General features: G+C 75.5%; 10 protein-coding genes, 1 tRNA gene and 2 riboswitches. Of the genes, 4 read left to right on the top strand and 7 right to left on the bottom strand.

The window, feature by feature from the left end; translation table 11 throughout:
* Window position 1: 1 nt before the first annotated feature.
* From lysA to KVS67_RS00455, 6 genes are all read right to left on the bottom strand, one after another.
* Window positions 2-1,474, bottom strand: coding sequence for a diaminopimelate decarboxylase (gene lysA / locus KVS67_RS00480; protein WP_041103243.1), 1,473 nt, complete (start codon window positions 1,472-1,474; stop codon window positions 2-4).
* Between the two features lie 8 nt (window positions 1,475-1,482).
* Window positions 1,483-3,153 (bottom strand): arginine--tRNA ligase, encoded by a 1,671-nt coding sequence (gene argS, locus KVS67_RS00475; protein WP_041103245.1) that lies wholly within the window; start codon window positions 3,151-3,153, stop codon window positions 1,483-1,485.
* Between the two features lie 114 nt (window positions 3,154-3,267).
* Window positions 3,268-4,464, bottom strand: a complete 1,197-nt coding sequence (gene moeB, locus KVS67_RS00470; protein ID WP_041105268.1) for a molybdopterin-synthase adenylyltransferase MoeB — start codon at window positions 4,462-4,464, stop codon at window positions 3,268-3,270.
* Window positions 4,461-5,279 (bottom strand): thiazole synthase, encoded by an 819-nt coding sequence (locus tag KVS67_RS00465; RefSeq protein WP_036316581.1) that lies wholly within the window; start codon window positions 5,277-5,279, stop codon window positions 4,461-4,463. Before KVS67_RS00465 ends, moeB begins: the two co-directional genes overlap by 4 nt.
* A 3-nt stretch (window positions 5,280-5,282) precedes the next feature.
* Window positions 5,283-5,525 (bottom strand): sulfur carrier protein ThiS, encoded by a 243-nt coding sequence (thiS, locus tag KVS67_RS00460; RefSeq protein ID WP_041105270.1) that lies wholly within the window; start codon window positions 5,523-5,525, stop codon window positions 5,283-5,285.
* On the bottom strand, window positions 5,522-6,691 hold the full coding sequence (locus KVS67_RS00455; protein ID WP_036316589.1) for an FAD-dependent oxidoreductase: 1,170 nt from the start codon (window positions 6,689-6,691) through the stop codon (window positions 5,522-5,524). Before KVS67_RS00455 ends, thiS begins: the two co-directional genes overlap by 4 nt.
* Window positions 6,685-6,815, bottom strand: a riboswitch (TPP riboswitch). It overlaps the preceding gene by 7 nt.
* Window positions 6,816-6,836: 21 nt before the next feature.
* On the opposite strand from KVS67_RS00455, the gene thiE reads away from it, so the two are divergent.
* Window positions 6,837-7,580: a thiamine phosphate synthase gene (gene thiE, locus KVS67_RS00450; protein ID WP_036316591.1), complete on the top strand. Its 744-nt coding sequence runs from the start codon at window positions 6,837-6,839 to the stop codon at window positions 7,578-7,580.
* An 86-nt stretch (window positions 7,581-7,666) separates the two neighbouring features.
* A tRNA-Arg gene (locus KVS67_RS00445) sits at window positions 7,667-7,739 on the top strand.
* Between the two features lie 196 nt (window positions 7,740-7,935).
* Here KVS67_RS00445 and thiD read toward each other — a convergent pair.
* On the bottom strand, window positions 7,936-8,790 hold the full coding sequence (thiD, locus tag KVS67_RS00440) for a bifunctional hydroxymethylpyrimidine kinase/phosphomethylpyrimidine kinase (protein WP_041105272.1): 855 nt from the start codon (window positions 8,788-8,790) through the stop codon (window positions 7,936-7,938).
* 73 nt (window positions 8,791-8,863) lie between these two features.
* Here thiD and KVS67_RS00435 point away from each other — a divergent pair, with 73 nt between their 5' ends.
* Together KVS67_RS00435 and thiC are read left to right on the top strand one after the other, a co-directional pair.
* Window positions 8,864-10,021, top strand: a complete 1,158-nt coding sequence (locus KVS67_RS00435) for a membrane protein (RefSeq protein ID WP_041105274.1) — start codon at window positions 8,864-8,866, stop codon at window positions 10,019-10,021.
* A 62-nt stretch (window positions 10,022-10,083) separates the two neighbouring features.
* Window positions 10,084-10,198: riboswitch (TPP riboswitch) on the top strand.
* Window positions 10,195-12,018, top strand: a complete 1,824-nt coding sequence (gene thiC, locus KVS67_RS00430) for a phosphomethylpyrimidine synthase ThiC (protein WP_063190327.1) — start codon at window positions 10,195-10,197, stop codon at window positions 12,016-12,018. Its footprint overlaps the riboswitch before it by 4 nt.
* Window positions 12,019-12,280: the final 262 nt, after the last annotated feature.

The following is a 12,280-nucleotide window of genomic DNA, read 5'->3' as shown; positions in this document are numbered from 1 at the left end:
CTCAGCGGGCGAGGCGCGGATCGGCCTCGCGGGCGAACAGGTCCTCCTGCGTCTCGCGGCGGATGATCACCCGCGCCTGCCCGCCGGAGACCGCGACGACGGCCGGGCGGGCCAGCGCGTTGTAGTTCGAGGACATCACGTGCGTGTACGCGCCCGTGGCCGGCACCGCCAGCAGGTCGCCGCGGCCCAGGTCGGCCCGCAGGTACACGTCGCGGACCAGGATGTCGCCGGACTCACAGTGCTTGCCCACCACACGGGAGAGCACCGGCTCGGCCTCCGAGGTGCGGCGCGCGGAGACGGCGGTGTAGTCGGCGTCGTAGAGCACGGGACGCGGGTTGTCGGACATGCCGCCGTCCACGGCGACGTAGCGGCGGGCCGCGGTTGCGCCGTCGGGGGCGTCCGCGTCCACGGTCTTGGTCACCCCGACCGTGTAGAGGGTCAGGCCCGCGGGGCCTGAGATGGCCCGCCCCGGCTCGAGCGAGACCCGCGGGCACCTCAGGCCGAGGCGCTCGACGGTCTTCTGGACGTCGTCGGCGAGGGCGTCGGCGATCTCCGCGGCCGGGCGCGGCTCGTCCACGGCCGTGTAGGCGATGCCGTGGCCGCCACCGAGGTCAAGCTCGGCCAGCTCCACCCCGTGCTCGGCCTTGACCTCGGCGAGGAACTCGAGCACGCGTCCGGCCGCCAGCCCGAAGCCCTCGGCCTCGAAGATCTGGGACCCGATGTGGCAGTGCACGCCCAGCAGGTCGATCGACTCGGCCGCCAGGGCCGCGGCCACGGCGACGGCGGCCGGCGAGCGGCCGGCCACGTTGCCGTCCCGGTCGGTGGAGGCCGGGGCCAGGGAGAGGCCGAACTTCTGGTCCTCGTGCGCGGTGGCGATGAAGTCGTGGGTGTGCGCGTGCACGCCCGGGGTCAGCCGGAGCATCACGGGGGCGCGGCGGCCGACCTCGGCCGCGAGCGCGGCCAGGTGGGTGAGCTCGTCGAGCGAGTCCACGATGATCCGGCCCACGCCCGCCTCGAGGGCGGTGCGCAGCTCGGCGTCCGACTTGTTGTTGCCGTGCAGGCCGATGTGGGCCGGGTCGACGCCGGCGGCCAGCGCGATCGCCAGCTCGCCGCCGGAGGCGGTGTCCACGCGCAGGCCCTCCTCGGCCGCCCAGCGGGCGGTGGAGAGGGTGAGCATGGACTTGCCGGCGTAGTAGACGTCCGCTCCCCCGCACAGGTCGGCGAACGCGGCGTCGAAGCCCTCGCGGAACGCGCGGGCGCGGGCGCGGAAGTCGTCCTCGTCCACCACGAGCAGCGGCGTGCCGAACTCCGCGGCGAGCGCGCTCGCGCGCAGGCCCTGGACGGTGAGCTCGCCGTCGGCGGCGCGGTCCACGCCGGCGGCCCACAGGCCGGGCACGAGCGCGTCCGGGTCCCCCGGCGCGGGGAGCCAGGCGGGGGCGAGCGGGGAGGCGGGGGCGGGCTGCGGCGTCGTCATCCGGGCGCTCACATCTTCTCCGGGGCGGTCACGCCGAGCAGGCCGAGACCGTTGGCCAGCACCTGGGCGGTGGCGTCGTTGAGCCACAGGCGGGTGCGGTTGAGGGTCTCCACGGGACGCGGCGTCCCGTCGTCGGTGGGCATGGGCACGATGCGGCAGGCGGCGTACCACGAGTGGTAGGCCCCGGCGATCACCTCGAGGTGGCGGGCCACGCGGTGGGGCTCGCGCAGGCGCGCCGCCGCGCCGACGACGGCCGGGAACTCCGCCAGCTGGGCCAGCAGCTCCGACTCGGTGGCGTGGGTGAGCAGGGCGGCGTCGAACTCGGAGCGGTCCACGCCGTGGGCCTGCGCGGTGCGCGCCGCGCCCGAGGCGCGGGCGTGGGCGTACTGCACGTAGTAGACGGGGTTGTCGTTCGTGGCGGAGCGCAGCAGCTCGGGGTCGATCGTCAGGGGCGAGTCCGCGGGGTAGCGGGCCAGGTCGTAGCGCAGGGCGTCGCGGCCGAGCCACTCCACGAGGTCCTTGAGCTCGATGATGTTGCCGGCGCGCTTGGAGAGCTTCGCGCCGTTGACCGAGATGAGCTGGCCGATGAGGATCTCGATGTTCGTCGCCGGGTCGTCGCCGGCGGCGGCGGCGATCGCCTTGAGGCGGTTCACGTAGCCGTGGTGGTCGGCGCCGAGCAGGTACACCTTCTCCTCGAAGCCGCGGTCGCGCTTGTGGAGGTAGTAGGCGGCGTCGGCGGCGAAGTAGGTGGGCTCCCCGTTGGCGCGGATGAGCACGCGGTCCTTGTCGTCGCCGAAGTCGGTGGTCTTGAGCCACACGGCGCCCTCGCGGTCCTCGATGTGGCCCTGCTCGCGCAGCCGCTGCACGGCCTGGTCGATCGCGCCGGAGTCGTGGAGCGTCTGCTCCGAGGTGAACACGTCGAAGTGCACGTCGAAGGCGGCGAGCGTGTCCTTGATGTCCTGCATCTGGAGCCGGTACGCGGCCTCGCGGACCACCGGGCGGGCGGCCTCGTCCGTCAGCTCGCGCACGTCCGGGTGCTCGAGGGCGACGGCGTCGGCCAGCTCCTGCACGTACGCGCCCGGGTAGCCGCCCGCGGGGACGTCGCGGCCGTGCAGGCGGGCGAGGACCGAGTCGGCGAACACGTTCATCTGGTTGCCGGCGTCGTTGACGTAGTACTCGGCGGTGACGTCCGCGCCGGAGGCGCGCAGGAGGCGGGCGATCGCGTCGCCCAGCGCGGCCCAGCGGGTGTGTCCGATGTGCAGCGGGCCGGTGGGGTTGGCGGAGACGAACTCCATGTTCACGGTGTGCCCGGCCAGGGCGTCGTTGCGGCCGTACTCCGGGCCGGCCTCGACGATCTCGCGGGCCAGGGCGCCGGCCGAGGCCGCGTCCAGGGTGACGTTGAGAAAGCCGGGGCCGGCGACGTCGACGGCGGCGATGCCCGGCTTGTCGGTCAGGCGCTCGGCTACGAGCCCGGCGAGGTCGCGCGGGGCCATCCCGGCCTTCTTGCCCAGCTGGAGGGCGACGTTGGTGGCCCAGTCGCCGTGCTCGCGGCTGCGGGGTCGCTCCACCTTCACGCGCGCGGGGGTGATCTCCTCCCGCAGCGCGGCGGGGAGGTCACCGGCATCGACGGCGTCGGTGAGGACAGCGGACAGCAGGGCGGAGAGGTCTTCGGGCTTCACCCGCGCAAGTCTACGGAAGGGCCGCCGCGCCCGTGCGCGTGCGAACGAACCCTGCGAGATGGCCCCCTCCGGCCCGCGGTGGGGGCCATCTCGCAGGGTTCGTCGGGGTGGGGGTCAGGCGGGCCAGGCGGCGAGGCCGCCGGCGAGGGACAGGACGCGCCCGCCGGCGCTCGGGTCGGCCCCGACGACGGCGTCCCGCGCCCGGGCCGACCGGGCTCCGGCGGCGCAGTAGACCACCAGGACGCGGTCCTGCCCGGGCGCGAGGGCCGCCGGCTCCGCGAGGACGGCCTCGAGCGGGACGTGCCGATCGGCCACCGTCGCGGGGGCCTCAACCCGGCGCAGGCGGCGCTCCCAGTCCTCGCGGACGTCGAGCAGGGTGAGGGACGCGGCCCGGGCGGGGTCGGCGAGCAGGGCGGCCAGCGCGGCGGGGGCGATCTCCCCGCCCGCGGCGCCGCACGCCTCCGCCGAGCCGGGGGCGCCGGCGTCGTCCGGGCGGGGGGCCTGGTCCGCGTGGGCGGACAGGTCCGTCACGGGGGTCCGCTCGGGGTCGGGCACGAGCCGCAGCTCACGGAAGCGCATCGTCAGGGCGTCCACGGAGAGCAGCCGCCCGACCAGGGGCTCACCCACCCCGGAGAGCAGCTTGATCGCCTCGGCCGCCATGAGGGAGCCGATGATCCCGGGCAGCACCCCGAGCACTCCGGCCTGCGCGCACGAGGGCACCTCGCCGGGTTCGGGCCGCTCCGGGAACACGTCCCGGTACAGCGGCCCGCCCGGGGCGAACACGCTCACCTGCCCCGCGAACCGCAGGATCGCGCCCCACACCACGGGCACGCCCGCGATCTCGCACGCGTCGGCCACGAGGTAGCGGGTCGCGTAGTTGTCCGTGCCGTCGAGCACGAGGTCCACGGCGCCGACCCGTTCGAGCGCGTTGGCCGCGGTCAGGCGTTCGCGGTGCTCGACCACGCGCACCTCGGGGTGCAGGCCGCGCATCGTCGCGGCGGCGGAGGCGGTCTTGGGGCGGCCGAGGTCCGCCTCGGCGTGGATCACCTGGCGGTGCAGGTTGGAGCGGTCCACCATGTCGTCGTCGATCACGTGGACCTCCCCCACGCCCGCGGCGGCGAGGTAGGTCAGCACGGGCGCCCCGAGGCCGCCGGCGCCGACCACGAGGACGCGGGAGCGCAGCAGCGCCAGCTGGGCCTCGGGGCCGAAGCCGTCCAGGCTCAGGTGGCGGGCGAAGCGCTCCAGCTGGGTGTCGGACAGCGCGGTGAGGTCGCGGGGCTCGCGGGCGGCGGGGTCCAGGGCGGCGGTCACCGCTCGTCCTCCTCGGCCGTGACCCGCCCGGCCATCGGCGAGGAGGCCAGGGCGTGCTCGCGGCGCGGGATGCGCCCGGCACGGCGGGCGTGGAAGCCCGCCTCGAGCGCGAGCCGGCACGCGTGGGCCATGCGGGCGGGCTCGGCGGCGCGCGTGATCGCCGAGGCGGCGAGCACGGCGTCGCAGCCGGCCTCCATCGCCAGGGCGACGTCCGAGGCGGTGCCCACGCCGGCGTCGAGCACGATCGGCACGGAGGCGCGGGAGACGATCAGCTCCAGGTGTGCGCGGTTGAGGATGCCCAGCCCCGAGCCGATCGGCGAGCCCAGCGGCATGACGGCGGCGGCGCCGGCCTGCTCGAGGCGCAGCGCCATGGCGGGGTCGTCCGAGGTGTAGGCCAGGACGGTGAAGCCGTCGGCGGCGAGCCGCTCGGTGGCCTCGAGGGTCTCGACGACGTCGGGCAGCAGGGTGCGCTCATCGGCGATGACCTCGACCTTCACGAGGTCGGTCTCGAGCGCCTCCCGGCCGAGCCGGGCGGTGAGCACGGCGTCCCGGGCGGTGTAGCAGCCGGCGGTGTTGGGCAGCACGTCGATGCCGAGGCGGTCCAGCAGCGCGACCAGGCCGTCACGGGTGTCCGCGGACCAGCGGCGCAGCGCCACGGTGGTGAGCGTGGTGCCGGAGGCGACGAGGGCGCCCTCGAGGGCGGTCAGGTCGGTGATGCCGCCCGTGCCCATGATGAGCCGGGAGGCCAGGTCGTAGCCGCCGATCCGCAGCGGCGGGATCGCGGGGGCGGCGGGCGGGGTGCGGTGCTCGGCCATCGCTCAGCCCCCCTGCACCGCGGTGACGACGTCGACCTCGTCCCCGGCGGCCAGCTCCCGGGTGGCCCAGGCCGACCGGGGCACGACCTCGCCGCCGACCGCCACGGCCACGCCGAGCCGCCGCCCATCCGCGGCGGCGCCGTCCTCGCCGATCGCGCGCCCGGTGACGTGCGCGACGACGTCGCGGACGGTGGCCACGGCCAGCTCGGCGGGCTCTCCGTTGAGGGTCAGGGGGAGGGTGCTCATGCGATCTCCTTCAGGCGGGCGTGCAGCAGCTCGAGGATCCGCCCGGCCGCCCAGGGGGCGAGCAGGATCCCGTGACGGTGGAAGCCGGTGGCGACGACGGCGCCCGGAGCCTCGGGCACGGCGAGCACGCGCGGGGCGTCGTCGGGGGTGCCGGGGCGGGCGGCGGTGGTGATCTCGACCAGCTCGCACTCGCGGACGGCGGGCAGGATCGCGGCGGCGTCGGCGAGCAGGTCCAGCACGGCCCCGGCGGAGGTGCCGGCCAGGCCGTCCTCGCGGGCCGAGGCGCCGACCACGAGGGTGCCGTCCGCGCGGGGCACGAGGTAGACCTGGCGCCCGTGGACGAGGCCGCGGACGGTGCGGGTGATCAGGTGCGACTCCCCCGGCAGCAGCTGCTCGGGGCGCACCCGCAGACGCAGCACGTCGCCGTGGACGGGGCGCAGCGGGACCTCGACGGCGGTGGCCGCGCCGCCGATCCCGCGGTGGCCCAGGCCCGCGGCGAGGACCGCGCCGTCGGCGGTGAGGACGCCCCCGTCGGCCAGCGTGAGGCGCACCCCCTCGCCCTCCGGGCCGGCGGCGGTGACGCGTCCGGCCACGAACCGGGCGGCGGGTCCGGCGCCGACCGGGAGCGGGCCGCCGTCGGGTCCGGTCTCGGCGCGCAGGGCGGCGACGCAGGCGGCGGCGAGCCGTCGCGGGTCCACCTGATGGTCGTCCGGGGCGTCGAAGCCGGCGGCCAGGCCCGGGGCCAGGGCGGGCTCGGCGCGGCGCAGCGCGCGGACGGAGACGGGCTCGACCCGGCGACCGAGGATCGAGGCGTGCTCGAGCACGTGGTCCCAGGCGCGGGCGTCCGAGGGGTCCGCGGCCACGATCCAGGCGCCCTGTGCGAGGAAGCCCGTCTCCACATCGGTGAAGGCGGCGAGCAGGTCCACGAGGGCCGGGTAGGCCTCCCAGCCGGCCTGCAGCAGCGGGGCGAGGTCGTCCTGGCTGAACTGGGTCTCGGCGAGCGGCGCGAGCATCCCCGCCGCGGCGTGGGTGGCCCCGGCCACGGCGTGCGGGCGCCCGGCGGCGTCCAGCTCGGGGGCGATCAGGGTGACGGCGTGGCCTGCGGCACGCAGACGCACGGCGGCGGTGAGGCCGATGATCCCGGCCCCGACGACGGCCACGTGCACGGACCGGTCCTCCTCACGGCGGCATGACCCGCATCGAGTGGTGATGGTCGGCCGCGCCGGCGCGGTGCGCCCCTGCGGCCCTCTCAGCCCGGCGTGTGCGGCCCGGGCTCCCATGGAACAGCGGCCAGTCTGCCACAGTGGGCGCATGCACTCCCCCGATCCGCTCCTGATGACCGCGGCCGGCCGCGACGACGGCGGCACCGGCCCCGGCGCGCGCCGCCGCGCCCGCCTCGCCGCCTCCCGGCTGTACGTCTGCACCGACCTGCAGCGGTTCCTGCGCCCGGACGGCACGCTCGACACGGCCGCGTTCGCCGACTTCTGCGCGGCGGCGTTCCGCGGCGGAGTAGACGTGATCCAGGTGCGGGACAAGGCCGTGGACGTGGCGGTCGAGCTGGCCGCGTTCGCCACGCTCGTCCCGCTGGCCCGGGAGCACGGGGCGCTCTCGGCCGCCAACGACCGCGCCGACGTCGCCGCCCTGGCCGGGGTGGACGTGTTCCACACGGGCCAGACCGACCTGACCACCGCGCAGTGCCGCGCCCTGCTGGGCCCGGACGTGGTGCTCGGCCGCTCGTGCCACACCGAGGCGCAGGTGCGCGGCGCCCGCGCGGAGGACGGCCTGGACTACTTCTGCACGGGGCCGGTGTGGGCGACGCCCACGAAGCCGGGCCGGGCCGCCGTCGGACTGGAACTGCCGACCCTCGCCGCACGCCTGGACGCGGAGGACCCGGCGGGGGCGCGGCCGTGGTTCGCCATCGGCGGCGTCGACGCGGACCGGCTGCCCGAGGTCCGCGCGGCCGGGGCGGAACGGATCGTGGTGGTCCGCGCCGTGACGCAGGCCGAGGACCCCGAGGCCGCGGCCCGGACCCTGCGCGCGGGCCTGCCCGGCTGACGCGCCCCGCGGGGAGGTCACGGACGGGCCGTCCTGATGGTGTAGAGTCGACGAGTCCGCAACGCGCTCGACGCGTCGCGACCCCCGCCTCCGTAGCTCAGGGGATAGAGCGTCTGCCTCCGGAGCAGAAGGCCGCAGGTTCGAATCCTGCCGGGGGCACGAGCGAACAGAGCCGGACCCCCGTGGCGACACGGTGGTCCGGCTCTTCTGGGTTCTGCGGACCCGGACGCTCGAGCGGAGCGGGAGGTCCGGGTCACCGGCATTCGAGGCGGGAAATCGACCTCATGGGACGTCCCGAGGTGCGTATTCGCCGGATTTCCCGCCTCGAACGTGTCGAAGCCCGGAGGTCCCGCCCTCAGCCCCGCTGCGCATGACCGTGGTCGACGGGCCCGTGCCACGTCGGCCGCGAGGCGTCCCCGACCGCGAGCGCCTCCCCCGCCCGCATCGCGTCGGCCAGCCACGGCTTGGCCCGCTCGAGTGCGTCGTCCCAGCTCAGGCCCGCCCCGGCCAGCGTGGCCAGGGCCGAGGAGAGGGTGCAGCCGGTGCCGTGCGAGGCGCGGGTCGTCACGCGCGGGCCGCGCACCTCGTGCACGGCCCCGCCCACGCGCACGACGGCGTCCGGCACCTCCGCCGCTGCGGCCTCGGGCGCCTCGGTCTCGTCCAGGTGCCCGCCCTTGAGCAGCACCGTCACCCCGTGCTCGGCGGCCAGGCCCCGCGCCGCGTCGAGGGCGGCGTCCCAGTCCGTCGCGTCCCGCCCGGTCAGCCGGGCCAGCTCGGGCAGGTTGGGTGTCACCAGGTGCGCCACCCGCAGCAGCCGGGCCCACGCGGCGCGCCCGTCGTCGTCGCCGACCGCGGTGAGGGCGTCCCCGCTCGAGGCCACCATGACCGGGTCCAGCACGACGACGGCGGGCCGGGTCTCCTCGAGCCAGCCGGCGACGGCCCGCATGAGCTCCACCGTGCCGAGCATGCCGATCTTCACGGCGTCCACGGCGATGTCGGCGGCGACCGAGTCGAGCTGGGCGCGCACCACGTCCACCGGCAGCGGGTGGACGGCCTGCACGCCCTGCGTGTTCTGGGCGGTGATCGCGGTGATCGCGGTCATCCCGTAGCCGCCCCACGCGGCGATGGTCTTCAGGTCGGCCTGGACACCGGCGCCGCCGCCGGAGTCGGAGCCGGCGATGCTGAGCACACGGGGGACGGCGGGGGTCATGCGGGGGCTCCTTCGGGTCGGGGCGGATCGGCCGCCCGGGCCGGGCCGATCCCGCCCATGAGAATGTAGTCGCATGTCCCACGTCACAGAGAGCTCCCCCGCGCACCCCGGCCGAGCCGAGGAGTCGGCGCCGCTGCGGCCGACCTCCCCGCTCGGGATCGCCGCCACGTTCATCGGCACCACCATCGGCGCCGGGTACGCCTCGGGCAACGAGATCCTGCAGTACTTCGTGAGCTTCGGCCTCTGGGGCGGCACGGGGGCGCTCGTGATCGCCGGCGCGCTGTTCTTCCTGCTCGCGGTGATCGTGCTGCGGCTGGCGCAGAAGCTGCGGACCACGGACATCCACCGGATCGTGAACCCCACGACGTCGCGCGTGCCCACCTGGTTCGCGGACCTGTGCATCACCACGTCCCTGCTGGGGACGCTGGTGATCATGCTGGCCGGGGCCGGGGCGGCGGTGCACACCGCGTTCGGGCTGCCCTCGCTCGTGGGCTCGCTGGTGATGGCCGCCGTCTGCGTGGTCTCGGTGCTGGCCGGCATCACGGGCCTCGTGCGCGTCCAGGCCGTGGTGGTCCCCCTGATCATCGTGGTCGCCGTCGGCGTCGCGGTGTGGGGGTTGGCGAACCCGGGGGCCGCGGTGGACGACGTCGCCGCGCTCGTGACCTCGTCCCCGCTGATCAACCAGTGGTGGCTCTCGGGCGTGCTGTACGTGGCCTTCAACATCCAGCTGGCCTACGCGGTGCTCGCCCCGATCGGCGAGGAGAGCTCCTCGTCGGGCCGCTCCCTCGTCGCCGGGGCCGGGCTCGGGGCACTGGGCCTCGTGGTGATGGCCGGCGCGGTGATGGCCGCGCTGACCGTCCACGCCCAGCTCATCGGCCGTGCCGAGCTGCCCATGGTCGAGCTGGCCGCGATGATCGGCGGCTGGGCCGCCCTGCTGTACACGGTCGTCCTGCTGCTGGCGCAGTTCACGACGGCGGTCTCGTGCCTGTACGGCGGTGTGGAGCGGATCGCCCTGCTGTCCTCGATGCGCCGCGTGCCGGGCTGGGCCATCGCCGTCGTCACTGCCCTGGCCGCCACCCTGCTCTCGAGCGTCGGCTTCTCCGACCTCGTGGGCACCGTCTACCCCGTCCTCGGGTACGCCGGCATCGTCATCATCGTGATGCTCATCGTGACGTGGATCGTCGAGCGCACCACGGTGCGCCGGCGGGCGGCCCGCGCGGCGCGCGCCTGAGCGGCCCGCCGCATGGCCGCTGCCGACGGCGGTGAGGCCCCGCAGGGGACGTGCTAGGGTCGCTCGCATCCCACGGGAGCCCCACGGCACGGGGCTGAGACCGGGCTGACGCCGCCCGGAGACCGTCTGAACCTGTCCGGGTCATTCCGGCGAAGGAAGAAGGAGCCGCGGCCATGTCCGTTTCCGAGCACACCCCCCTGCCCGCAGCCGAGTCGACGGCCGAGGTCGTCGCCGAGGAGAACTACCCCACGCACCGTCTGGGCTGGCTCGAGGATGCCGAGCACGGCATCCGCGTGCCCGTCACCGAGGTCCACCAGGACGACTCCCCCGACGGCACGCCCAACGCGCCCCTGACCGTCTACCGCACCATGGGCCCGGGCTCCGTGCCCGAGCGCGGCCTGCCCGCCCAGCGCGCCGAGTGGATCCGCGCCCGCGGCGACGTCGAGGAGTACGAGGGCCGCGAGCGCGACCTGCTCGACGACGGCCGCTCGGCCGTGCGCCGCGGCGCCGCCTCGCAGGAGTGGGCCGGCGAGCGCCGCGCCCCGCTGCGCGCCAAGGAGGGCGCGCGCGTCACCCAGATGCACTACGCCCGGCGCGGCGAGATCACCCCGGAGATGCGCTACGTCGCCCTGCGCGAGGGCGTGGACGTGGAGCTGGTGCGCTCCGAGGTCGCGGCCGGCCGCGCCATCATCCCGGCGAACGTGAACCACCCCGAGTCGGAGCCGATGATCATCGGCAAGGCGTTCGCCGTGAAGGTCAACGCGAACATCGGCAACTCGGCGGTGACGTCGTCGATCGCCGAGGAGGTCTCGAAGCTGCAGTGGGCCACCCGCTGGGGCGCGGACACCGTGATGGACCTGTCCACGGGCGACGACATCCACACCACCCGCGAGTGGATCCTGCGCAACTCCCCCGTGCCGATCGGCACCGTGCCGATCTACCAGGCCCTCGAGAAGGTCGGCGGCGACCACCAGGCCCTGACCTGGGAGATCTTCCGCGACACCGTGATCGAGCAGTGCGAGCAGGGCGTGGACTACATGACCGTGCACGCCGGCGTGCTGCTGCGCCACGTGCCGCTGTCCGCGGACCGCGTGACCGGCATCGTCTCCCGCGGCGGCTCGATCATGGCCGGCTGGTGCCTGGGCCACCACAAGGAGAACTTCCTCTACGAGAACTACGACGAGCTCTGCGAGATCTTCGCGCGCTACGACGTCGCGTTCTCCCTGGGCGACGGCCTGCGGCCGGGCTCCGTGGCCGACGCCAACGACGCCGCCCAGTTCGCCGAGCTCGACACGCTGGCCGAGCTGACGGAGCGGGCGTGGGCGTACGACGTCCAGGTCATGGTGGAGGGCCCCGGCCATATCCCGTTGCACCTGGTGCGGGAGAACGTGGAGCGCCAGCAGGAGCTGTGCAAGGGCGCCCCGTTCTACACGCTCGGCCCCCTCGTCACGGACATCGCCCCGGCGTACGACCACATCACCTCGGCCATCGGCGCCACCGAGATCGCCCGCTACGGCACCGCGATGCTCTGCTACGTCACGCCCAAGGAGCACCTGGGCCTGCCGAACCGGGACGACGTGAAGACGGGTGTGATCACCTACAAGATCGCCGCGCACGCCGCCGACGTCGCCAAGGGCCACCCCGGCGCCCGCGACCGCGACGACGCCCTGTCCAAGGCGCGCTTCGAGTTCCGCTGGCGCGACCAGTTCGGCCTCGGCCTGGACCCGCAGCTCGCCGAGGAGTACCACGACGAGACGCTGCCGGCCGAGCCCGCCAAGACCGCCCACTTCTGCTCGATGTGCGGGCCGAAGTTCTGCTCCATGCGCATCAGCCAGGACATCCGCAGCGAATTCGGCGGCGCGTCCGAGCAGGCGCGGATCGCCGAGGCCGGCATGGCCGCCAAGTCCGCGGAGTTCCGGGCCGCCGGCGGGTCCGTGTACCTGCCCGAGCCGAGTCTGCGCCGGCCCGAGGGGGACGCGGTGCTCGCGAGGGACTGAGCGGCCCGTGCCGCGGCGCGGGGGCCAGGGTGCCGGCCTTGAGCACCTCCCCCGCGCGCGGCGCGAGCCTGCCCTCGCCGGTCGGCCTGCCCTGGGCGCGCTCCCGGCTGGCGTGGCCCCGACCGCGGTCGCCCCCAGCATCTCCCCCCCTCGCCGCACGTGCCGCTGCGGGCCGGGCGGCTCGAGTGACGAGGTCCGGCCGTGCCTCCTGCACAGGTGTCCGCAGACGGGGCTGCGTCCCCGGGCGTCGCGTTCCGGCTCC

Origin of the sequence: Micrococcus sp. GbtcB5 (assembly GCF_019091605.1) — a bacterium.
Lineage (GTDB): Bacteria > Actinomycetota > Actinomycetes > Actinomycetales > Micrococcaceae > Micrococcus > Micrococcus luteus.
This window is presented reverse-complemented; position numbering and strand designations above follow the sequence as displayed.